The sequence below is a fragment of the Nonomuraea sp. H19 genome (genome assembly GCF_052068215.1).
In the GTDB taxonomy this organism is placed as follows: domain Bacteria; phylum Actinomycetota; class Actinomycetes; order Streptosporangiales; family Streptosporangiaceae; genus Nonomuraea.
Map to the genome: position 1 here is coordinate 122,324 of NZ_JBQHCV010000007.1, position 22,513 is coordinate 144,836.

General features: G+C 70.4%; 19 protein-coding genes. 9 read left to right on the forward strand and 10 right to left on the reverse strand.

Features of this window, described 5'->3' with window-relative positions:
• Positions 1 to 124: 124 nt before the first annotated feature.
• Positions 125 to 994, reverse strand: a complete 870-nt coding sequence (locus tag ACTMTI_RS17000) for a LysR family transcriptional regulator (RefSeq protein ID WP_441121319.1) — start codon at positions 992 to 994, stop codon at positions 125 to 127.
• Between the two features lie 523 nt (positions 995 to 1,517).
• Between ACTMTI_RS17000 and ACTMTI_RS17005 the strand changes: the two genes are divergently transcribed.
• Positions 1,518 to 2,543, forward strand: a complete 1,026-nt coding sequence (locus tag ACTMTI_RS17005) for a neutral zinc metallopeptidase (RefSeq protein WP_441121320.1) — start codon at positions 1,518 to 1,520, stop codon at positions 2,541 to 2,543.
• A gap of 133 nt (positions 2,544 to 2,676) precedes the next feature.
• Complete coding sequence (locus ACTMTI_RS17010; RefSeq protein ID WP_441121321.1) at positions 2,677 to 4,260, forward strand: LCP family protein; 1,584 nt, start codon at positions 2,677 to 2,679, stop codon at positions 4,258 to 4,260.
• A 78-nt stretch (positions 4,261 to 4,338) separates the two neighbouring features.
• Here the strand turns inward: ACTMTI_RS17010 and ACTMTI_RS17015 are convergent, their stop codons facing one another.
• Both ACTMTI_RS17015 and ACTMTI_RS17020 read right to left on the reverse strand, forming a co-directional pair.
• Complete coding sequence (locus ACTMTI_RS17015; protein WP_441121322.1) at positions 4,339 to 5,682, reverse strand: hypothetical protein; 1,344 nt, start codon at positions 5,680 to 5,682, stop codon at positions 4,339 to 4,341.
• 251 nt (positions 5,683 to 5,933) lie between these two features.
• Complete coding sequence (locus ACTMTI_RS17020; protein WP_441121323.1) at positions 5,934 to 7,970, reverse strand: spermidine synthase; 2,037 nt, start codon at positions 7,968 to 7,970, stop codon at positions 5,934 to 5,936.
• A 184-nt stretch (positions 7,971 to 8,154) separates the two neighbouring features.
• On the opposite strand from ACTMTI_RS17020, the gene ACTMTI_RS17025 reads away from it, so the two are divergent.
• A complete protein-coding gene (locus ACTMTI_RS17025; RefSeq protein WP_441121324.1) occupies positions 8,155 to 9,513 on the forward strand; it encodes a S8 family peptidase in 1,359 nt (452 codons plus the stop codon).
• A 74-nt stretch (positions 9,514 to 9,587) separates the two neighbouring features.
• Here the strand turns inward: ACTMTI_RS17025 and ACTMTI_RS17030 are convergent, their stop codons facing one another.
• Together ACTMTI_RS17030 and ACTMTI_RS17035 are read right to left on the reverse strand one after the other, a co-directional pair.
• On the reverse strand, positions 9,588 to 10,313 hold the full coding sequence (locus ACTMTI_RS17030) for an ABC transporter permease (protein WP_441121325.1): 726 nt from the start codon (positions 10,311 to 10,313) through the stop codon (positions 9,588 to 9,590).
• Positions 10,313 to 11,053: an ABC transporter ATP-binding protein gene (locus ACTMTI_RS17035; RefSeq protein ID WP_441121326.1), complete on the reverse strand. Its 741-nt coding sequence runs from the start codon at positions 11,051 to 11,053 to the stop codon at positions 10,313 to 10,315. The genes ACTMTI_RS17030 and ACTMTI_RS17035 overlap by 1 nt, the downstream gene beginning before the upstream one ends.
• A 66-nt stretch (positions 11,054 to 11,119) precedes the next feature.
• Here ACTMTI_RS17035 and ACTMTI_RS17040 point away from each other — a divergent pair, with 66 nt between their 5' ends.
• A complete protein-coding gene (locus ACTMTI_RS17040; protein ID WP_441121327.1) occupies positions 11,120 to 11,839 on the forward strand; it encodes a TetR/AcrR family transcriptional regulator in 720 nt (239 codons plus the stop codon).
• On the opposite strand, the gene ACTMTI_RS17045 is transcribed toward ACTMTI_RS17040, so the two are convergent.
• Complete coding sequence (locus tag ACTMTI_RS17045) at positions 11,753 to 12,076, reverse strand: DUF4190 domain-containing protein (RefSeq protein WP_441121328.1); 324 nt, start codon at positions 12,074 to 12,076, stop codon at positions 11,753 to 11,755. The genes ACTMTI_RS17040 and ACTMTI_RS17045 overlap by 87 nt on opposite strands.
• A gap of 122 nt (positions 12,077 to 12,198) precedes the next feature.
• On the opposite strand from ACTMTI_RS17045, the gene ACTMTI_RS17050 reads away from it, so the two are divergent.
• Positions 12,199 to 12,987, forward strand: coding sequence for an ion transporter (locus ACTMTI_RS17050; protein ID WP_441121329.1), 789 nt, complete (start codon positions 12,199 to 12,201; stop codon positions 12,985 to 12,987).
• 110 nt (positions 12,988 to 13,097) lie between these two features.
• Here ACTMTI_RS17050 and rpsD read toward each other — a convergent pair whose 3' ends face one another.
• Positions 13,098 to 13,712 (reverse strand): 30S ribosomal protein S4, encoded by a 615-nt coding sequence (gene rpsD, locus ACTMTI_RS17055; protein ID WP_441121642.1) that lies wholly within the window; start codon positions 13,710 to 13,712, stop codon positions 13,098 to 13,100.
• A gap of 75 nt (positions 13,713 to 13,787) precedes the next feature.
• Between rpsD and ACTMTI_RS17060 the strand changes: the two genes are divergently transcribed.
• On the forward strand, positions 13,788 to 14,489 hold the full coding sequence (locus ACTMTI_RS17060) for a DUF2470 domain-containing protein (RefSeq protein WP_441121330.1): 702 nt from the start codon (positions 13,788 to 13,790) through the stop codon (positions 14,487 to 14,489).
• Positions 14,490 to 14,610: 121 nt separating this feature from the next.
• On the opposite strand, the gene ACTMTI_RS17065 is transcribed toward ACTMTI_RS17060, so the two are convergent.
• Positions 14,611 to 15,048 carry a hypothetical protein gene (locus ACTMTI_RS17065; RefSeq protein WP_441121331.1) on the reverse strand — a complete coding sequence of 146 codons (438 nt, stop codon included), beginning with the start codon at positions 15,046 to 15,048 and terminating at the stop codon, positions 14,611 to 14,613.
• Positions 15,049 to 15,051: 3 nt separating this feature from the next.
• On the opposite strand from ACTMTI_RS17065, the gene ACTMTI_RS17070 reads away from it, so the two are divergent.
• Positions 15,052 to 17,208: a bifunctional polysaccharide deacetylase/glycosyltransferase family 2 protein gene (locus ACTMTI_RS17070; RefSeq protein ID WP_441121332.1), complete on the forward strand. Its 2,157-nt coding sequence runs from the start codon at positions 15,052 to 15,054 to the stop codon at positions 17,206 to 17,208.
• Between the two features lie 204 nt (positions 17,209 to 17,412).
• Positions 17,413 to 18,819 (forward strand): MFS transporter, encoded by a 1,407-nt coding sequence (locus ACTMTI_RS17075; RefSeq protein WP_441121333.1) that lies wholly within the window; start codon positions 17,413 to 17,415, stop codon positions 18,817 to 18,819.
• Positions 18,820 to 18,858: 39 nt separating this feature from the next.
• Here ACTMTI_RS17075 and ACTMTI_RS17080 read toward each other — a convergent pair whose 3' ends face one another.
• A complete protein-coding gene (locus tag ACTMTI_RS17080) occupies positions 18,859 to 19,512 on the reverse strand; it encodes a TetR/AcrR family transcriptional regulator (RefSeq protein WP_441121334.1) in 654 nt (217 codons plus the stop codon).
• A gap of 74 nt (positions 19,513 to 19,586) precedes the next feature.
• Here ACTMTI_RS17080 and ACTMTI_RS17085 point away from each other — a divergent pair, with 74 nt between their 5' ends.
• Entirely contained in the window at positions 19,587 to 21,161 is a 1,575-nt protein-coding gene (locus ACTMTI_RS17085; protein ID WP_441121335.1) for an ABC-F family ATP-binding cassette domain-containing protein, read from the forward strand.
• Positions 21,162 to 21,193: 32 nt separating this feature from the next.
• On the opposite strand, the gene ACTMTI_RS17090 is transcribed toward ACTMTI_RS17085, so the two are convergent.
• The gene (locus ACTMTI_RS17090) at positions 21,194 to 22,399 is read right to left on the reverse strand and encodes an ROK family protein (RefSeq protein WP_441121336.1); all 1,206 of its coding nucleotides are present in this window, start codon (positions 22,397 to 22,399) and stop codon (positions 21,194 to 21,196) included.
• Positions 22,400 to 22,513 lie beyond the last annotated feature (114 nt).

A 22,513-nucleotide genomic window follows, 5' to 3' on the forward strand; every position in this document is an offset into this window, starting at 1 on the left:
CGTGGGCGGCCCTCAGGGGCACGGCGTGGGCGCCGGGCCCCTCGGGCTCGGTGTGTTCCGGGCCCTCATCGATGGTGCGGTTTCGGGGGGTTGTAGGGGGATCATGGAGCGTTCCGGAGGAAGGTCAGGCGGCAGTCCCCTTCTCGGCGGTGGCCAGGAAGTCCTGGGCGATCAGCGGCAGCCGGCGGCGGGCGTGCACCACGGCTATGACGCGGCGGACGGCGGGTTCGAGCGAGCGCACCACCAGGCCCGCGCGGCTGGCCTGCTCGGCCATACCGCGGTACCACAGCAACGACGCCTGCCCGGCGCGCACCGCGTTGAGCCAGCCGTTGCGCTCATCGGTTTCGAGCACGACCAGCGGAGTCACCGCGTACTTGCCGAACATCGCGTCGAGCTCCCTGCGCCGGGTGCTGCCGCGGGCGGGCAGTGCCAGGCGCATGCCGTGCAGCCTGCCCATCGGCACCGGGTTGGGTAGTTCGAGCCCGGGCGGGGAGATCAGCACGATCTCCTGGCGTTCGAGCGGATGTGTGACGAGGTCGGCGGGCACGGGAAGATCGGTGAGCCCAAGGTCGGCTCGCTGATCTCGGATGGCGCTGACGACGCCTTCTCGGCCGTCGCAGCGCACGATCTGGACGCGTACGCCCGGGTGCTCGGACGCGTAAGCCGGCAGGAGGCGCCCGGCGAGGCCGGGTTCGAGGCTGGGCGTCGCGGCGATGCGGAGCTCCGCCTCGGTGACGGCGCCGTGATTGGCCAGGCCCTCGATCTCGTGAACGGCGTCGAGCGCCTCCCTTGCCAGCTTGACCACCCGGCGGCCCTGTGCGGTGACGACCACGCCACGGCCGGAACGTGCGAAGAGCGTCATGCCGAGCTCGCGCTCGAGATCGCGGATCGCGCGGGACAGCGCAGGCTGCGCGATGTAGAGCGACCTGGCCGCGTCGGTCATGGTGCGGTGCTCCGCAGTCGCGACCACATAGCGGAGCTGCTGGAGATTCATGCCAAAGAAGCTAGGACACCGCCCGCTCCGCGGACCGGGAGATAACCGAGATCACCTCGAATGATTTCGGACTGTAACCGAGCACTGCTACATCCGTGACGGGTGATACGCCAGTATGCTTTTGCCCCAAATTTGCCAAAGGTCCGTCAAGTCGCGGCGCAAAGCTAGGCATAAGCGACAACCGGCCGATCGGGGAGACACGGTGACAGGGAACGGGCAATACCCACCCCCGCCACAAGGGCCAGGACAGCCACAGCGGCCACCTTCGTTGCCATGGCCGCCGCCGGGCCATCGCCAGCCGCAACCTCAGGGCGGCGGCCACTCGTACCCGCCGCCACCGCCACCACCGCAGCCGGCCTATCCCCAGGGCTATCCCCCTCAGGGACCGCCCTTCCCGCAGGGGCAGCCGTACCCCCAAGGAGGCCCGCAGTATCCGCCGCCGCCCCCTCCGTACGGGCAGCAGCAGTACGGGCAGCAGCACCGGCAGCCGCCACCCCCTCCACCTCCGCCGCCGATGCCGCCGATGCCGCCGCGGCAGTGGCAGCAGCCGCCGCGCAGGAAGTCGGGCATGGGGGTCGTCGGGGTGCTCGGCGCCGTGTTCGGCTCACTGGCCGCGTTGTTCGTGCTGATCGTCATCGGGGCGGCGATGCTCAAGAGCTCCTCGCGGTCGGAGACCACGAACCCGATCGCGATTCCGACGTACGAGCCGCCGTCCCGCTCCACCGACGACCCCGATCCGTTCCCCACGAGGACGCGGGAAACCGAGGAACCGGACGAGCCGGACACGACGGTCACGCAGCCGCCCAAGGTCACGCTGAACACGAGCCTGAGGAACAACACCGTCTACCGGGCGGGGGCGCTGCCCCGGCTGAGCTGCCCGGCCGGCAACGCCAACATCTTCAGCCACAGCCAGCTCAAGTCGCTGATCCTGAAGACCGGCAAGTGCATGGACCGGGCATGGAGGCCGATCCTGGAGAAGCAGGGCATCCGGTTCAGCCCGCCGGGCTACGCGATCGCGGCCACGCGCGGCCGGGGCGCGTGCGGCGACTACCCGTCGCCGGGGAGCATGGTGCCGTACTACTGCCCGCGCAACAACACGATCTACGCCTCGACCTCGGCCATGGCCAGGGGCAACGGCAACTCCCGCGGCTACGGCGAGATCATCAGCTGGCACGGCGGCATCGTCAGCATGATGGCCCATGAGTACGGCCACCACGTCCAGAACATCACCGGCCTGATGAACTCCTGGTGGCGCAGCACGCTGGACTCCTCCAGCCAGAGCGGCAAGCTGGCGCTCAGCAGGCGGCTGGAGCTGCAGGCCACCTGCTTCGGCGGCATGTGGATGCGATCGGTGGCGGCGTCGTACCCGATCAACATGTCCAACCGGAGCCGGTTGTTCTGGTTCTACGGACAGGTGGGAGACTATCCCGGCTATCCGCGTGACCACGGCTCTCCCATGAACAACAACCGGTGGTTCCGGCAGGGCTGGGAGAAGAGCCAGGCGTACCAGTGCAACACGTGGATGGCGCCGGCCTCGACGACCTCCTGAAATGTACGTGGTGTTCATCTCATGTTGGGCACTTGTCTCTGATGTCCATATATGGGGACTAGAATCCTGGCAATCTTGTGCCCAACGGGGGGCAAACGAGGGTCTTGCCTGGTAGGCATGCGAAGGAGCCGGCGTGAGCAAGCGCGATGGGGTGGACACCGTGCCTGGAGGCAGGAAACGACGCCCCCCGCGCCGCCCGCGCCCGGCATCCCGCCCCGCGTCCGGCTCCCGCCCCGCGTCCGGCTCCCGCCTGCCGCGCTTCGCCAAACCGCTGACGACCGCCTCCCTGCTCGGCTGGACCGCCCTGTCCGCCCTCGTGCCCGGCGCCGCACACCTGCGCGCGGGGCACCGCCGTACCGGGCTGGTGCTCGTCGGCGTGTACGCGGTGGTGCTCCTCGCGGCCCTGGCCTTCAGCCTGACCCGGGAGAACCTCCTGGCGAGCCTCACGTCCTTTGCCGGCGACTCGATGATGGTCACGGTGATCGTCGTCGCCTCGGTGCTCGCGCTCGCCTGGTTCGCGCTCGTGGTCGTCTCGTACGTGGCGCTCGGCCCGAACCGGCTGAACCAGCAGGGCCAGGTGGTGACCGGCATCGTGGTGGGCGTGCTGTGCGTGGCGGTCATGTCGCCGTTCGCGCTGGTCGCCCAGACCGTGGGGACCGCCCGGAGCGCGATCAAGGGAATCTTCCCCTCCGGGCCCGACTCCGACGCGCCGCCCCTCGCCCAGAACGCCGAGGACCCATGGGGCGGCCGGACCCGGGTCAACTTCCTGCTCGTCGGCGGCGACGCGGCGGGCAACCGCACCGGCGTGCGGACCGACAGCATGAACGTGGCCAGCGTGGATCTCAAGACCGGCAACACGGTCCTGTTCAGCCTGCCGCGCAACCTCCAGCACGTGCGCTTCCCCCCGTCCTCGCCGCTCCACAAGCAGTTCCCCAACGGCTTCATGGCCGAGCTGCCGAACGGCGGCCTGCTCAACGAGGTCTGGCAGTACGCCAACGACCACCCCGACATCATGGGCGGCAAGAACAAGGGCTCGCGAGCGCTGATGGACGCCATCGGCCACACGCTGGGCTTGAAGATCGACTACTACGCCCTGATCAACATGTACGGTTTCGCGGCGCTGGTCGACGCCATCGGCGGCCTGAAGATCCGGATCGAGCAGGACGTCAAGTGGGGCGGCCTGTACGGCACCGCCGGCACGATCAAGGCGGGCCACCGGAAGCTGACCGGCGAGCAGGCCCTCTGGTACGGCCGCTCCCGCGTGAACAGCGACGACTTCTCGCGCATGGGCCGCCAGCGCTGCGTCATCGGCGCCTTCGCCCAGCAGGCCACGCCGGGCGTCATCCTGGCGAACTTCGGCAAGATCGCCGGCGCGGCCAAGCGCATGGCCCAGACCAACATCCCGGAGCCGCTCGTACAGCCGCTGGTCGAGGTGGCCGTCAAGGTCAAGGACGCGAAGATCACGAGCCTGCAGTTCGTGCCGCCGCAGTTCTGGCCGGGCAGCCCGGACTGGTTGAAGATCCGCCAGGCCGCGAAGAAGGCGATCAGCGACTCGATGCGTCCGCCCAAGCAGGCGCAGACGGCCAATGTCAGCGCCTCCCCGAGCGGCGCCGCGCCGACCCCGGCGAAGACCCGCGCCGCGACGCCCACGCAGACGCCGACCCGCAACACCCAGAAGGCCGATGCCAAGTCGCTCGAGGAGCTCTGCGGCCTCTGAGTCCCGCCGTACGTCCCCGCGCGCGAGGGGCGTGCTGCGGCGGCGCGCGGGACGCCGCAGCACGCCCCTCGGCGGCTTCTACTTGGCCAGCTGCCGCAGGATCCACTCGGCCAGCGTGGCGGTGACCTTGCCGTGCTCGGAGTTGTCCGAGTCGCACTGGTAGTCGTCGAGCTGGCTCTGCGCCGGCGACAGGGCGGTGATGTCGGTGTAGAGGTCCACCGTCCACTCCACGGGGTCGTACTGAAGCGCGACGGCGCTCACTGACGGGACGAAGCAGGCCGAACGGTAACGGCTCGCGATCGGCGCGCCGAGCTCGTCGGCGATCATGCCGTAGGCGGGGATCCTCCCGCCCGGCGCCCCGTCGAATGACGCGACGTCGCTGGTGTAGCTCTTGCCCGCCCACATGGGCACGGCTCGCATGCCGCCGACGAGCCTGCTGGTGCCGCGGTCCGGCTGGGTGCGCACGCTCGCCCCGACGGCGCCGCCGAGCGCGTTCCACTCGAACACCGGCTCGTCGGGCGGCACGTTGCGGCCGGTCCCGTCGGCGGCGCCGTTGGCCACCCCGAGCTTGCGCGGCTTGACCGGGAACCAGCCCACGCGGCGCAGGTCCGCCAGGAACGCGGTGCGTAACGGGCTGGCGGTGGCGACAGGTCCCGAATAGTGGCCGCTCTCGACCCACGCCCACAGCAGTTGCTGCGCCGCGGGGCTCCTGATCAGCTCGGCCTGGCCGGGCTCGGCCGGGGCGAGGCTCTCGGAGAAGTACACGAGCTGCTGCAGGATGAGCGGGATCCACGCGCCGTTGTGCGGCGTGTCGTAGGACAGGTACGTCATGGTCTGGTGGTCTTCGCCGCGGTTCTCCATCTCAGCCAGCGCATAGCGGGTGATCAGCCCGCCCATGCCGACACCGCCGACGATCAGCGGGGCGCTGCCGGTGCGCTCGGCGATGGCCCGCCGTATGCACGCCGCCGCCACCCCGGCGTTGGCCTGGATGTGCGTGTGCCGGACGCCGAAACCGAGCAGCACGACGTCGATTCCCTGGGAGAGCAGCTGGTCGAGCAGGCGATTCTCGTGGGGCGGATATGGCGCGTTGAAATGGCGCCACAACGCCGGCAGATCGCTCGGCCCGTAGCCGAACTCGTCAGCGAAGATCATCGGCCGGACGAGGCGGTCGTGGCCCGCGCCGTAGTACACGGCGGCGACCCCCGCGGCGATCTGTCCCTCATGAGACCAGGCGGAGGTGAGCGCCCACTCGGTGTCGGGCACGCGCGCCTGTCCGGTTGCCGTGCCCGGTGCCGCGGTTGCGAACAGCACTCCCTTGGGGAGAACCTGGGCGACCTGCTCCGCGCGACCTGCGGGCACCGGCTGCGGCTCCTGCCGCAGGGCGCACTCGACGTCGATCCTGGCTGCCCTTTGTGTCGCCATGATTATTCACCTTTTCTCGTGGGTTCACCGGACGTCACCCCCGATCTCCGCGCCTCCTTTTCGATAAGACGGATTTCCCATTCCAGATTCAACGATCATCGCGATCACGGCCTGGCCGTGTTACCTCTACTGCACCTCGCAGGCACCGACAAATCAACCCGCGGCAGAAACAATTCTCCTGACCACGCGTCAAGAAGTGATCGGAAATTACGGCTTGGCGCCCGGCGGGCGCCATTCCCGAAATCAGGCCGTCACACCAGTGCGCGCTTGCGGGGCAGCAGGGCCAGCGCGCCCAGATACAACACGGCGGCCACGATCAGCAGGCCCTTGTAGCCGATCACCAGAGCCGCGTATTCGAGGCAGCCGCCCACCATCGCACCCAGCAGGTTCGCGCCGAAGGAGGTGGTCGCGTCGGCCGTGTCGGCGAAGCGCTTGGCGAAGACGACGTTCGCGGCGAAGATCGGCAGGAATGCCACCGTCACGGCCGCCACCGCCCGCAGCGGCACCGGGAGCGACAGCAGCCACTCGTTGGGCACCAGCCAGGCCAGCAGCAGGCCCGCGAGCAGCACCGCGTACATGACCGGCAGCGGCGGCACGCGGAAGCGGCGGGTCACCTCGACGGCGGCGAGCACGGCCACCAGCACGCCGCCGAACACGATCGCGTTGACCACCCACGTGGTGCCGAACAACAGCGCGAACCCGGTCACGCTCTTCGTCTCCAGCAGCATGAAGGCCACGCCCAGCAGGAACAGGTCCGCGTACGGCCGCATCCGCTGGTACGGGCCCGCCACGACGCGGACGGCGATCAGGCTGACGATGAGGATCAGGATGAGGGTGATGATGTAGATCGGCGGGATCGTGGCGTCCTTCAGATAGAGGAAGGGCCGATCGTCGTTGGCGGGCTGCGGGGTGCCGGCGGCGGCGCCCGGCCATTCGGAGGCGCAGCGCTGGGCCGACGCGGTGACCCCCGCGGTGATCACGGCCTGGTGGCCCGCGGTGCTGACCACGTCGACGCACGGCTTGTGGCCGAAGGCGCTCTGCATGGTCGAGGCCAGGCGGTCGACGAGCCAGCTCTCGCGGTAGTAGTTGTACATCGAGAACGTACCGCCCGGCTTGAGATGGGCGCGGGCGGCCCGCATGGCCTCCTCGGTGAACAGGTAGCTCTCCAGCCGCAGTGAGCTGGCCCCGGAGACGAGGGTGAGCGAGTCGGGCAGCGCGAAGAGGATCAGGTCGTAGGTGTTGCCGGTGCGCTCCAGGAACGCCCGGCCGTCGGTGATGTGCGTGGTGACGCGGGGGTCGTCGTAGGGCCGGTCGGGGTGGACCGAGCCGCCGAGCTCGCGCAGCTTGGGGTCGATCTCCACGGCGTCGACGCGGGCCGCGCCCTTGGACAGCGCGATGGCCACGTCGGTGCCGCTGCCCGCGCCGACGATGAGCACGTCCTTGGGCGGTTTCGTGGTCCGCTCGTACGGCAGCCCGTACTGGCGCTCCCACTGCAGGCGGGCGGCGGCGGGCACGGCCTGCTGGTGCGGGATGCCGTTGACCGCGATGTCGGTGACGCCGATGCCGACCACCTGCATCGCCTTGAACGTGACCTTGTAGTACGGCGACCAGATCGCCCCCGCGGTCAGCGTCTCGGCCAGCAACAAGCCGACCACCGCCAAGGACGGCACCGTCACCAGCCCGACATAAAGGGAGCGTGGCCTGGGCACCAGCAGCAGCCCGTAGCAGACGGCCGCGATCAGCCCCCAGAACACCGGCGGCGCGCTCAGGAACGACAGCGCCGTGAACGCCGCGATGCCGGTGAGGCTGCCGATCAGGTCGTAGCGGTAGGCCTCCAGGCGCGGCAGCTCCGGAAAGCAGCGCCCGACGAGCTCGGCCGGCCCCATGACCACCAGCGCGGCGGCGCAGAAGATCACCGGCAGGATCAGCCACGCGGGCGGGCCGCTGGTGGACAGGCTCGTCCAGTAGAGGACGCCCTCGGTGTCCCGGTCGACGGTCACGGGGAAGGTCAGCACGACGACGACCAGGATCGCGAGCACGACCGGCGAGTAGTACGGCTGCCGCCGCGAGCGCCCCACGCGCAGGAACCCGAGCCCGATGCCCAGGAACGAGCCGAGCAGCACGAAGTTGGTGAAATAGCTGAGGTGGACGATGTTGGACCCGGTCCACCGGATCAGCGCCAGCTCGAGGAAGAGCATGAAGGCACTGGCGAGGATGAGCCTCGGCCGCACCGCCAGCCAGTGAGCCTTTTCCCCGTCGTCGACCGGCTTCTGCGCCTGGAGCGTCATGGTGGTTCACCGTAGTGAACAGATCGAGAACAAGGAAGTCCGACGCCCCCAGAAGAAATGTCGCCCGGCTCGCGTAGTTTGAGGTGTTTTCGCAGGTCAAAAGCCCTGTAACGCACTGGACGTTTGGCGGCGCGTGGAGGAATGTTGGGACGTTCCTTCCCTCCACTAGGTTCGGTGGTGACACATGCGGGTCCTGATCCAGCTCCGTCCCTCCCCCGATCTGGTCGCGGCCGTGGCCGACCCCGGCCGGACCGCCACCACGTCCGACGTCGCCGACGGCCTCCCCGGCGTCGAGCTCGACACGGCGTTCGTGCCCGTGGCCGTGCCGCGGCCCGTTCCCACGGCCGGCGGCGACCCCCTCTCACTCAACCAGCCGCTCGACTTCTCACTGGCCGCCGAGGACGCCTCCGTGCTGGTGCGGGGCACGATCTCGGACGACGAACTGGCCTCCAGGGTCACGCTGCTGCCCGGGCTCAGGCCCGACGTGGTGGGGATCTTCGCCGACCCGGTCATCGAGTCCTCCCCCGCCTGTGGCGGCGATCCGCCGGTCGGCGACTGGCACGACGTCGAGCGGCTGCTGAACGTGGCCGGGCTGCAGGCCGAAGGGCTCGACGGCGCCGGGGTGGCGCTGGCCGTGCTGGACACCGGCGTCAACACCGCCCACACGGCCAAGCACCTCGGCAGGGCCGTCACGCTCGACGCCGAGCGGTGCTGGAGCCCGGCGGGCGTGCGGGGCCGACCGGGCGAGTTCGAGGTCGATCACGGGACGATGTGCGCGTTCGACGCGCTCATCGCCGCCCCGCAGGCGTCGCTGATCGACATCCCGGTGCTGCTGTCCACCCGGCCCGGCGGCTCGGCGATGGACGGGCTGCTGTCGGACGCCGTGGCGGCGTTCGCGCACCTGCGCAACGTGCTCGACGCCCAGCCGGCCGAGTCGCGGGCACTGGTCGTGAACAACTCGTGGGGATCGTTCTCGCCCGAGTGGGACTTCCCCGTCGGTCATCCGGGCAACTACTCCGACAACGCGGCGCATCCGTTCAACCTCATGGTGGCCGCGCTGGACCGGGCGGGCGCCGACGTGCTGTTCGCGGCGGGCAACTGCGGCAGCCAGTGCCCGGACGGCCGGTGCGCCTATACCAACCGGCCGATCGTGGGCGCGAACTCGCATCCGAAGGCCCTGTCGATCGGCGGGATCGACGTCAACGGGGAGCGGGTGGGCTATTCCTCGCAGGGGCCCGGCCGGCTGACCGCCCGCAAGCCGGACATCTGCGCGTACACGCATTTCTCCGGTTCGAAGGCCTTCGGCGCGGGCGAGCCCGACTCGGGGACCTCCGCGGCGGCTCCGGTGGCGGCCGGGCTCGTGGCGGCGGTGCGTACCCGGTGGCCGGCCGCCACGCTGTCCCCGGCGCAGTTGCGGGCGTTGCTGCGGCGTACCGCGGAGGACCGTAGCGAGGTCGGGTTCGACTACGACTACGGCTACGGGATCGTGGATCCGGCGGGAGTCATCGCCGCGCTCCGGCGACGGTCCAGGAGCGCGGCCTGATCCACCCGCTCCGCCCACACGGATCCCATGGACTGGGCGTGGTAGGAGCGCGGCCGGTTGGCCGGCCGCGCTCTCTAGGCGTTCGCCCGGTTGAAGACACGCGTGCCGATCGTGAGGCTGACGACGGCGAAGACCGCGGTCACGGCCACCCCGACGCCCACGGTGCCCGTCAGGTACTGCCCGTGGAACAGGTCGCGCAGCGCCTCCAGCACATACCGGAAGGGGCTGATGTGCGAGACCGCGTCGAGCCAGCCCGGCGCCATGGACATCGGCAGGAAGGAGCCGGACAGCAGGATCAGCGGGATCACCGCCGTGGACATCACCGGCGCGAACAGCTGCTCGTTCATGGTCAGCGCGATGGCGTACGACAGCGCGGCCAGGCTGGCGCCGAGCACCACGACCAGGACGAACCCGGCCAGCAGCCCGATCGCCGGCGCGCGCAGGCCGAAGGCGAAGGCGACCACCAGGAGCAGCACCGTCTGGACGACCAGCGTGACCACATTGTTGAGCACCCGCCCGAGCAGCAGCGCCAGGCGGCTGGCCGGGGTGACCCGCATGCGCTCCAGCACGCCGGAGCGCTTCTCGAAGACCACCCCGAACCCGGCCAGGCCCATGCTCAGCAGCCCGAGCTGGATGATCAGGCCGGGCACCAGGGTCTCCCAGGTGCCGAACGTCGTGAAGATGGGCCCGAACAGCACCAGGAACAGCAGCGGCTGGATGGCGCCGAAGATCATGCCGATTTTCTGCTGCAGCGTGACGCGCACGCCGTGGCGGAACAGCACCCAGGTGTCGCGCAGCATCAGGCGCCCACCTCCTCGCGCAGCGACCGGCCGGTGATGTCGAGGAACACGTCGTCGAGCGTGCGGCCGCCGGTTTTCAGCTCGGCAGGAGTGCCTTCGGCCACGATCCGGCCGTGGTCGATGATCAGCAGCCGGTCGCAGAGCGCGTCGGCCTCGTCGAGGTAGTGGGTGGTCAGGAAGACCGTCATGCCCTTTTCCTTGCGCAGCGAGCGGATGTGGTCCCACAGGTTGGCCCGGCTCTGCGGGTCCAGGCCGGTCGTCGGCTCGTCGAGGAAGAGCAGGACCGGATCGTGCAGCAGGGCGAACGCGATGTCGAAGCGGCGGCACTGCCCGCCCGACAGCGTCATGGCGGGCCTGGTCTCGAGCCCTTTGAGCTCGAGCCTGGCCAGGGCCTCCTCCGTCCTGGCGGCAGCCTCCTGGCGGCTCATTCCGTACAACCTGGCCTGGAGTTCAAGCTCGTCCTTCAGCGGCACCGTGGGCAGGATCCCCCCGCCCTGGGACACGTATCCGATGCGCCTGCGCACCTGCCGCGCGTCGGCGAGCAGGTCGTGCCCGGCCACCGTGGCGCTGCCCGACGTGGGCTGCAGCAGGGTCGTCAGCATGCGCATGGTCGTGGTCTTGCCGGCGCCGTTGGGACCGAGGAAGCCGACGATCTCGCCGGGCTCCACCGAGATGTCCACGCCTTTGACGGCCTCCGCGCCGCCGTCGAAGGTCTTCGTCAGACCCGAAGTGTTGATCATTTCATCGCCTCCAAAATTGAGGTAACCACAATTTTGGAGTCACTGCAAATTAGGTAGCATGAGGACATGCGAGAGGGCCTGCGGGAGCGGAAGAAGCGCGAGACCAGGCAGCGCATCGCGGACATCGCGATGGGGTTGTTCATGGCGCGGGGGTTCGACAACGTGACCGTGGCCGAGGTGGCGCACGCCGCCGACGTGTCGGTCAACACGGTCTTCAACTACTTCTCCACGAAGGAGGACCTGTTCGCCGACCGCCAGGAGATGGCCGTGGACCTGCCGCAACAGGTCATGCGGGAGCGCGCGCCGGGAGAGAGCGCGGTGCGGGCCTTCCGGCGCGACTATCTCGACGCGATCGACACCCGCCACTGGCGCCACGGGCTCAACCTGGGCAGCGACGTGTTCGCCAGGATCGTGAACGCCAGCCCCGCGCTCGTCGCCCGGCTGCGCGAGGTCCACGACGAGCGGGAGCAGGCACTGCGGCGAATGCTGGCCGACGAGCTGGAGGCCGACCCTGACGACCTCGGGCCACAGCTGGCGGCGGCGCACATCCTCAACACGACACGGATCCTGACGGCCTACGCGGTCCAGCGGATGGTCGCGGGCGAGGTGTGGGAGATGATCGCGCCCGATCTCAGGACAGAGGCGGAAAAGGCCTTCGACCTCCTGGAGTCGGGCCTCGGCGACTACGGCGCGCGGCCCCTAGAAGCTGCTGCTGCCGCCGGCGAGAGCGCCGCTGATGATCAAGATCGCGAATATGATCACCACGAACGCGACGGTGACGATTAGCAGGATCGAGCTGATGATGCCGCAGATCCGCCCGGCCTGGATCGAGCCGCGGTTGTCATAGAAGAGGCCGCTCTCGTCGATCTCGCGCAGCGCCGTGTTGCCCATCGACCAGGCGAACGGGCCGAGGGGAGTGCAGACCACCAGGCTCAGGATGCCCAGCACCAGGATGGTGGTGCCGTTGGGATGGGTGTGGGGCTGCGGGCCGTAGGAGAAGGGACCCTGGTTCGGATAGGACATGCGGTCGCTCGGGTCCCCTCGTCGTCCAGCGAATCAAGTGGGTTTTATACCACAGTCTCCACTTGATCATGTTGCGTCATCATGGTGGGGCACCTGATCGATCCCCCTAGGAGCCCGTCCCCGTGCGTGAACGCACCCAAGCCATCCTCACCCATCGGCACTTCCAGCGGTTCATCATCGGCGTCATCGTGGTCAACGCGGGCACCCTCGGCCTGGAGACCTTCCCGGCCGTCGTGGAGCGCCACGGCCACCTGCTCACCGCGGTCGACCACGCCGCGCTCTACATCTTCGCCGTCGAACTGCTGGCCAAGGTCTACGTGGAGCGCTCGGCGTTCGTCCGCGACCCGTGGAACATCTTCGACACGCTGATCGTCGCCATCGCCTTCGCGCCCACCACGGGCGGCCTGTCGGTGCTGCGCTCCTTGCGCATCCTGCGCGCCCTGCGACTGCTGTCGGTGGTGCCGAGCCTGCGCCGCGTGGTGTCGGCGCTGCTGCGCGCCATGCCCGGGATGAGCTCCATCGTGGTGCTGCTCTTCCTGGTGCTGTACGTGGCCGCGGTCATGGCCACCAAGCTCTACGGTGAGGCCGCCCCTGACCGCTTCGGCAGCCTGCCGACCTCGCTGTTCACCCTCTATCAGACGATGACCGGGGATGACTGGGGCAACATCGCCAGGCAGGTGATGAGCCGGCACCCCTCGGCGTGGATCTTCTTCACCATCTTCATCCTCGTGTGCACCTTCGTGATCCTGAACCTCTTCATGGCCGTGGTGGTCAGCGCCATGGACGAGGAGAACGCCGAGGAACGGGCCGCGATCGAGGACACCACGGCCCACACCGAGCGGATCCTGGAGGAGCTGGCCGAGCTGCGCAAGGAGGTGGCCGAACTACGCAGGCACCGCGCCCTGGACTGAGCCGCCGCCCGGCCCTCGGGCCACCCGCCACAGGCGACGAGTGGCCTGCCGTGCCGCCGTCGCAGCCGCCCGCGGTCGTCGCGGAGGGCGACGACCGCGAGGATCCACGGCTAGCGCGAATAGAACTCCACCACGAGCTGCTCGTCCACCGGGACGACGATCTGCTCGCGCTCGGGCCGGTGCGTCAACGTGAAGCGCAGGTCGGCGTAGTCGACGGACAGGTAGGGGGCGGTGCGCTCGTCGGCGTAGATCCCTTCCGCGGCGGCCACGAACGGCTGCATCTTGCGCGACCGTTCCCTGACCGAGACGACCTGGCCCGGCTTGACCAGGTAGCTGGGGATGTCAACCTTGCGGCCGTCCACGGCGATGTGGCCGTGGTTGACGCACTGGCGGGCGGCATAGATCGACGGCGCCAGGCCGGCACGGAGCACGAGCGAGGCCAGGCGGCTCTCCAGCAGGGTCACCAGCTCGGCGCCGGAGGCGCCCGGCTTGCGGAGGGCGAGGTCCCAGTAGCGGCGCAGCTGGCGCTCCGACACGTCGTAGTACCAGCGCAGCTTCTGCTTCTCCATCAGCCGCAGGCCGTAGTCGCCGGTGCTGCGGCGGTTGGTCTTGCGGCCGTGCTCGCCCGGCGGGTAGGGGCGCTGCTCGAAGTAGCGGACGGCTTTCCTGGTCAGCGGGACGCCCGCGCGACGTGACAGTCGCACCTTGGGGCCGGTGTAGCGCACGTTCACCTCGATGTGATTAGGTATTCCTTACTTAGGTAAGGCTAACCTACCACCTGATCACTCCAAGGAGGCGCCATGCTCCCGATCCCCGAGCGGGTCCGCACTCTGGCCGCGACCGCCGGCGTCGCCAAGCTGTCCATCGACGGCACCCCCTCCCCCGCCCGCGGCGGGGTCGACGAGCGCGGCCGCCCGGTGCTCCTGGTGCTGCCCGGCGAGGCGCTGCACGGCCTGCGCGCGGATGCCGTGCTGGCGGTGAACCTGACGGCGATGCGGCTGCTGGGCGAGGTCACTCACCCGCGCGGGCTGATCGAGGTGCAGGGCTGGGCGGAGGCCGTACCGGAAGAGGAGGCGCGCGCGGCGGCGGTGGCGGTGGCCGCGCACTGCGCGGACGAGAGCCTGTTCGACGCGCTGGAGCGGTTCGGGGAGCGGGACGCGCCCCGGCTGCTGCGGGTCGACGTGGGACAGGTCGTCTACCTGACCGGGCAGGAGTCGGGGCTGCTCGACGCCGACGACTACCTGGGCGCGGCGCCCGACCCGCTGAGCGAGACGGCCGAGCGGGTGCTCGCCCACGTCAACGAATCACACCGGGCGCAGCTGACCGCGGGGGTGTCCAGGCAGCTCGGCGAGGCGGCCGGCGAGGTGTGGCTGTGGGAGCTGGACCGGTTCGGGGCGACCGTGCGGGTGGACTCGTCGCTGGTGCGCTTCCCGTGGCCGAGCCCGGCGCACTCCGGGTTGTGCCTGGAGACGGCGCTGCGCGGCCTGCTATGCACCTGTTAGTTACGGTTTTATGTGAATTATCACGACATAAGTCACTTCGGTCAGAGGAGTACGCACAGGTCTCTAGCATTTGATGCGTGAGTGGGACGCACCATCCATCGGGCACGGCCGTGTTCGTCGATCAGAGTGGCCGGCGCAGGCGTGTGCTGATGATCGTCGGAGTCTTGCTGGGCACGCTGATGCTGGCCACGGCCGCGATGCTGGTCGGCGGCGCGTTCAGCACGACCAGGCTGGACGCCGTCGACTGGCCGGGCGACGAGAACGGCGCGCCCAAGGGATCCGTGCCCGCGGTCGTGGAGTCGCGCCCGACCACCTCGGCGAAGACGCGGCCCACCCGGTCGGTCGCGCCCCAGGTCTCGGCCACGCCGACGCCCAGGCGTACGGGGACCCCGGCGCCGAGCCAGGCCCCCGTCGCGCGGCAGAGCACCAGCCCGTCCGCCACGCCGACCTCGGGCGCCTCCACGAGCGCCCCGCCCGCGACCGAGGCCGATCGCACGCCGCCCGGCCAGGCGACGAGGCAGCCTCCGGGACTGGACCCGGACAAGACGCGCGGCCCCAAGAGGTGAGCCTGCCCGACACCCATGTGTGGCCGGTCGAGCCCGTCTCTCCGGTCACGCACCGGGCCAAGCAGGCCGACCCGCGCGGTCACTGGTTCGTGGTGGTGATCGCCGTCCTGCTGATGTCCTTCGCGCTCGTGCTGCACGGCTACGCCACCAACGAGGTGGGCGAGACTCACGCCGCCCCCGCCGGTACCGCCTCCTCTCCGGTTCTGGACCGGGTACGGCGCGGCGGCCCCATGGTGAACACGACCGGCCAGGAGTTCCGCAGCCGGCGCATGCCCGCGCGGACAGTGGCGCTCACGTTCGACGACGGGCCGGATCCGGAGTGGACTCCCCGGCTGCTCGATGTGTTGAAGCGGCACGGCGCGAAGGCGACGTTCTTCGCCGTCGGCGCCCGCGTCGCCGAGAACCCCGATCTGGCCAGGCGCATCGTGGACGAGGGCCACGAGCTCGGCAACCACACCTACGCGCATGCGGACTTGTCCGGCGTTCCGGCGTGGCGGCTGAACATGGAGGTGTCGCTGACGCAGAAGGCCATCGCGGGCGCGACCGGGGTGCACACGCGGCTGGTGCGGCCACCGTACTCGTCCACGCCGAGCGCCGTCACCACGCCCCAGTGGCAGGCCATCCGCGCGCTCGGGAGCGCCGGCTACCTGGTGGCACTGACCGACCTGGACACCAGGGACTGGAGCCGGCCGGGCACCGAGCAGATCGTCCGGGCCGGCACGCCGGCCAAGGGGCGCGGCGCGATCGTCATGCTGCACGACTCCGGCGGCGACCGGAGCCAGACGGTCGAGGCCGTGGACCGGCTGCTCACGCGGCTGGGCAAGGAGGGTTACCGGGCCACGACGCTGGCCGAAGCGCTCGGGCTGGGCTCGGCGTACGTGGCGGCCGGCACGATGGACCAGATCGTCGGCAAAGGGCTGAGCGTGGTGCAGCGCGCCTCGACGGCGTTCGCCGAGTCGCTGGTGTGGGTGCTGACCGCGGCGGGCGCGCTCACGCTGGCCAGGCTGCTGTTGTTCCTGGTGCTGGCCTGGGCCCACGTGCGGCGGGTGCGAGGCGGCAGGAGGCGGGCCGGGCGGGCGCCGCCGTGGCCGTCGCCGCCGCCGGTCAGTGTGATCGTCCCGGCCTACAACGAGGCGGCCGGGATCGAGGCGACGGTGCTGTCGCTGGTCACCACCGGCTACCGGGGCGAGCTCCAGGTCATCGTGGTGGACGACGGCTCCACCGACGACACCGCGGCGAGGGCCGCCGCACTCGGGCTGCCGGGCGTGCGCGTGATCAGGCAGCAGAACGGCGGCAAGCCCTCGGCGCTCAACACCGGCATCGCCTACGCTCAGCACGACATCGTGATCATGGTGGACGGCGACACCGTGTTCGAGCCCGCCACGATCGGCCACCTGGTGGCGCCGCTGAGCGACCCGAACGTGGGCGCCGTCAGCGGGAACACCAAGGTCGGAAACCGGCGCGGGCTGCTCGGCCGCTGGCAGCACATCGAGTACGTGATCGGCTTCAACCTGGACCGGCGGGCGTTCGACCTGCTCGGCTGCATGCCGACCGTGCCCGGCGCGATCGGCGCGTTCCGCCGTGCCGCGCTGGAGTCCGCAGGCGGGTTGAGCGTGGACACGCTGGCCGAGGACACCGACCTGACCATGGCCATCTGCCGCACGGGCTGGCGCGTGGTCTACGAGGAGAAGGCGCTGGCCTGGACGGAGGCGCCGAGTTCGCTGGGGCAGCTGTGGCGGCAGCGGTACCGGTGGTGCTACGGGACGCTGCAGGCGATGTGGAAGCACCGGCGGGCGGTGGCCGAGCGGGGGACGTTCGGGCGGCGGGGGCTGGGGTATCTGGCGCTGTTCCAGGTGGCGCTGCCGCTGTTCGCGCCCGTGGTGGACGTGATGGCCCTCTACAGCGTGCTGATGGGCGATCCACTGCCGGTGGTGGCGGTGTGGGCGGCGTTCGTCGTGGTGCAGGCGCTCACGGGGTGGTACGCGCTGCGACTCGACCGGGAGCGGGCGCGCGTGCTGTGGGTGCTGCCGTTGCAGCAGTTCGTCTATCGTCAGCTGATGTATCTCGTGGTGATCCAGTCCCTGGCCACCGCCCTCCTCGGCGTCCGCCTCCCCTGGCAAACCATCCACCGCCAGGGGACGTTCTCCTCCTGATCAAGAACTTCTTCTTCTTTCACGGTCGCCCGGCGGCACCGCACGCGCCGTAGTCCCCTCCGTCTGTCATGGCCGGTTGTGAAGGCTCACGGGTTTGCTCGCCGTGACGGAGCGTCCTCTTGTCCCGTTCCGGTGGTTGTGGAATGAAGCGTTCCGTTCTGATATTATGGAACAGAACAAACCGTTCCGATTCTGGAGGCAGCGATGACCGTCCTCGACACCCGTCCGGTGCCGGCGCCTGCGCCTGCGCCTGCGCCTTACAAGTGGCGTTGGGCCGCGCTGGCGGTGATCCTCGCCGGTTCGGTGATGGAGTTGCTCGACGCGACCGTCACCAACATCGCCGGGCCCACGATGCGGGGTGATCTCGGTGGTGGTGTCTCGCTCATTCAGTGGCTCGGCGCGGCCTACACCCTGGCCATGACCGCGGGGCTGCTGACCGGTGGGCGGCTCGGGGACATCGTGGGGCGCAAGCGGATGTTCCTCATCGGCATGATCGGGTTCACGGTCGGGTCGCTGCTGTGCGCTCTGGCCTTCTCCCCCGAGACCATCATCGCGGCCAGGGTCGTGCAGGGGCTGTTCGGGGCGGCGATGATCCCCCAGGGTTTGGGGTTGATGAAGGAGATGTTCCCGGCCAAGGAGCTGGCGGTCGCGATGGGGCTGTTCGGGCCGGTCCTCGGGCTGTCCGCGGTGGGCGGGCCGATCCTGGCCGGAGCGCTGACCAGCGTGGACTGGCGATTGATCTTTCTCATCAACCTGCCCATCGGCGCCGTCGCCGCGCTGGCCGCTCTGCGCTTCTTGCCCGCCTCCCGCCCGGCCGGGGGCGTGCGGCTGGACCTGCCGGGCGCGCTGCTGGCTTGCGCGGGCACCGTTCTGATGGTGTTCCCGCTGGTCCAGGGTGGCGAGCATGGGTGGCCCGCGTGGGCGTTCTGCATGATGGCCGCCTCCGGCGCGGTGTTCGTGGCCTTCGCCACCTACGAGAAGCGGCGGGCCGCGCGCGGTGGTGACCCGCTGGTGGCGCCGAGCCTGTTCCGCAAGCGGGCGTTCGTCTCCGGCATGGCGACCGGCACGATCTACTTCGCCGCCTTCACCGGGTTCCTTCTGGCGATCGGCCTCTACACCCAGCTCGGCCTGGAGTATTCGCCGCTCAAGGCGGCGCTGACCGGCGTGCCGTCGTCACTCGGCATGATCGCGGGCATGGGGCTCGCGCAAGCGGCGCGGCGGCACGGGCGCAAGGTGCTGCTGGCCGGCGCGATCGTCATGGCACTCGGCGTGGTCGGCGTGATCGCCGCCGCCTCGCCCGGCGTGACGCCCTGGCAGCTGGCTCCGGCGCTGGCGGTGACCGGCCTGGGCAGCGGTCTGGTGATGAGCCCGTACTTCGGCATCGTGATGGCCGCGGTCGAGCCGGGCGAGACCGGCTCCGCCTCGGGCGCGCTCACCGCGCTCCAGCAGGTCGGCGGCGCTCTGGGGGTGGCGCTGCTGGGCACGGTCTACTTCGGCACGGCCAGCGTCGAGATCACGCTGTGGGTGGCGGCCGGGATGATCGCCGCGACCTTCGCCGTCGGGCTGCTGCTCCCCAAGGAGGCTCGCGAGGACGCGAACGTCGCCCACTGAGTCCTGCTGGCCCGCACAGCGGGGGCGTGACCGCCCGGCTCAATCGAGCCGGGCGGTCGCTCCGTTCCTGGCCTGTTCCATGCCGGCCAGGAGGTAGCCGAGGCCCTCGTCGAACGTGGCGTCCCACTCGTGGTCGAGGCCGTGCTCGGCGAGGGACGGGTAGCGGTCGGCGCGCTCGCGCAGGAACTCGCCGGTGTCCTCCTGGTCGCGGTCCTGCAACGTGACCTGCATGACGACCGAGCCCATGACGTAGTTGGACAGGCTGTAGGCGGCGGCCTTGGGCGCGGCGAAGCCGGCGGCGGCCAGGGCCCGGTAGAGGAACTCGGTGCGTTCCAGCGCGTTCGGGCCCATGAGCGGGCGGTCCAGGATGGTGGCCGACCAGGGGTGGCGCAGCAGAGCCGCGCGCCAGCCGCTGATGAGCTCGCGGACTGGGCCCCGCCAGTCCCCCGACGCCTGGCCGGGCAGGGACACCTCGCCGAATATGGCGTCCAGGGCCAGGTCCAGGACGTCGCCCTTGGTCTTGACGTGCCAGTAGAGGGTGGTCGAGCCGGTGTCGAGCCGGTCGGCCAGGCGGCGCATGGTCAACCGGTCCGCGCCCTCCTCGTCGAGCAGGCTCACCGCCTCGGCCACGATCCGCTCCAGCGTCAGCGTCTGCCTGGGCGCCTTCCGGGGGCGCGACCACACGGTGTCCACGCGGAGATAATACGTTGTACGCAGACCGGATCGATGGTCTAGTTATGGAACAGGGATCGAGAAGAGGGATCGCCATGGGGCACGTCGAAGTGAGCGGGCTGACGTACTTGCTGCCCGATGGGCGCCCGCTGCTGCTGGAGACGTCGTTCAAGGTGGGCGACGGGGCCAAGGCGGCGCTCGTGGGGCCGAACGGCGCGGGCAAGACCACGTTGCTGCGGCTGATCGCGGGCGAGCTGGAGCCCTCCGACGGCCGGGTCGCGAGCAGCGGCGGGATCGGCGTGATGCGGCAGTTCCTCGGCGAGGGCAGCGTGCACGATCTGCTGCTGAACGTGGCGCCGCGGCGGATCCGCGAGGCCGCTCGCGCGCTGGCCACTGCCGAGGCGGCGATCTCCGGAAAGGACGACGAGTCCACCCAGCTCGGCTACGCCCAGGCCCTCGCCGACTACGCCGACGCGGGCGGCTACGAGCTGGAGGTGGTGTGGGACGTGTGCGCGACCGAGGCGCTGGGACTGCCGTATGAGCAGATCAAGGACAGGAGCCTGGCCACGCTGTCGGGCGGGGAGCAGAAGCGGCTCATGCTGGAGGCGCTGCTGCGCGGGCCGGATGAGGTGCTGCTGCTCGACGAGCCGGACAATTACCTGGACGTGCGGGCCAAGCAGTGGCTGGAGCGGGCGATCAGGGGCTCGGCCAAGACCGTGCTGCTCGTCTCGCACGACAGGCAGCTGCTGGCCGAGGCGGCCGACCGGATCATCACCGTGGAGGGGCGCGGGGTGTGGGTGCACGGCGGCGGCTTCGCCGGCTATGCCGAGGCGCGCAGGCGGCGCCGGGAGCGGCTGGAGGAGCTGCGGCAGCGCTGGGAGGACGAGCGGGCCAGGCTGCGCCGGCTGGTGCACACGCTGCGCCAGCGCTCGGCCAACAACGACGCGCTGGCGGGGGCGTACCAGTCGGCGGTCACCAGGCTGGAGCGGTTCGAGCGGAAGGGGCCGCCGCAGCGGGCGCCGAAGGAGCAGAACGTCCGCATGAGGCTACGCGGCGGGCGTACCGGGAAGCGGGCGGTCGTCTGCGAGGAGCTGGAGCTGACGGGACTGCTGCGGCCGTTCTCGACCGAGATCTGGTACGGCGAGCGGGTCGGCGTGCTCGGCCTGAACGGCACCGGCAAGTCCCACTTCCTGCGGTTGCTGGCCGGCGAGCCGATCGCGCACACCGGCGTGGCGCGCCTGGGCGCCCGGGTCACGCCCGGCCATTTCGCGCAGACCCACCTGCGGCCCGACCTGAAGGGACGGGCCGCGGCCGACGTGGTGATGGGCGAGCACGCGATGACCCGCAACGAGGCCATGGCGGCGCTGGCCCGCTACGAGCTGGCCCCGGCGGGCGGGCAGCCGTTCGAGACGCTGTCGGGCGGTCAGCAGGCCCGGCTGCAGATCCTGCTGCTGGAGCTGTCGGGGGCGACGTTGCTGCTGCTGGACGAGCCGACCGACAATCTGGATCTGGCCAGCGCGGAGGCGCTGCAGCAGGGGCTGGACGGGTTCGAGGGGACGGTGCTGGCGGTCACGCACGACCGGTGGTTCGCCGCCGACCTGGACCGGTATCTGATCTTCGGCGCGGACGGCCTGGTACGCGAGAGCGACGAGCCCCGCTGGGATCGCTAGCCGGACGCGCCCCAACGAGGAGCACCAGGCTGCTAGCTCAAGGCCACGCGGTCGCGGCGCAGGCCGGAGACGGTCATGGTCTCGTCGACGGCCTCCGGGGACAGCACGTGGTCGAGCACCATCACCGCGCAGCCGCTGATCCCCGCCCCCGCGCCCAGCCTGCTCGGCTCGATGCGCAGCCGCCGGGTCGCCAGGGCCGTGGAACGGCGGTAGACGACCTCGCGGATGCTCGACACGAGCGGCCCGAACGCCTCCGCAACGTCGCCGCCCAGCACCACCACCGACGGGTTGAGGATGTTGACCGCCCCGGCCAGCACCTCGCCGATCCTGCGCCCGGCCGTGCGGACCATGGCCATGGTCTCGGCGTCGCCCGCCCGGATCAATGCGGTCACGTCGGCGATCGTCTTGACGTCCTTGCCCGCCCGGCGCAGGTCGCGCAGCAGGGCGGTGCCGCTGGCGACGGAGTCGACGCAGTCGGTGTTGCCACAGCGGCACAGCACGCCGGCGCCGTCCAGCACGGGGATGTGCCCGATCTCGCCCGCCGCGCCCAGCGCGCCGCGCAGGATCTCGCCGCCGGCGATCACGCCCGCGCCGATCCGCGTGGAGACCTTCACGAACATCAGGTCGTCCAGGTCGGGGTAGGCGCCGCGATGCTCGCCGATGGCCAGCACGTTCACGTCGTTGTCCACGAGAACGGGGACGGGGAAGCGCGCGCGGATGATCGGCGGGATCACCACGCCGGTCCACGACGCCATCACCCGGGCGCTCTCCGTGCGGCCCTGCGCGAACTCCACCGTGGCCGGCACGCCCATCCCGACGCCCCTGATCATCTCGCGCGGCCGGTCGCCGAGGAGCTCGTCCCAGGTGTCCATGAGCAGCGGCAGCACGATGTCGGGCCCCTGCTCCACGTCCATCACGAACTCGCGGCCGGCCAGCTCGCGCCCGGCCAGGTCGCAGACGGCCACTCTGGTGCGGCTGGCGCCGAGCGCCGCCACCAGCACCACGCCGCCCGCGGCGTTGAACTCCAGCCGGACCGGCGGCCGCCCGCCCGTGGACGGGGCGTCGGTGCGCTCCACGACCAGGCCGCGTTCCAGCAGCTCGGCCACGCGCAGCTGCACAGCGGGGCGCGACAGGCCGGTCACCCGGCCGAGGTCGGCCCGCGTCACGGCCTCGCCGGTGCGGATCAGGCGCAGCACCTCGCCACTCGTGGCGAGGGTCGCGGCGGTACGTCGTGGCATCGGCTAAGTGAACCACATGGGGTTAGGTAATGAAAAGTCCGTACTTTTTTATCTCAAATGCCAAAACTCCGCTTGTCTACGACCCAAACTCCGGTTAGTGTCCGTTCTGTCCCT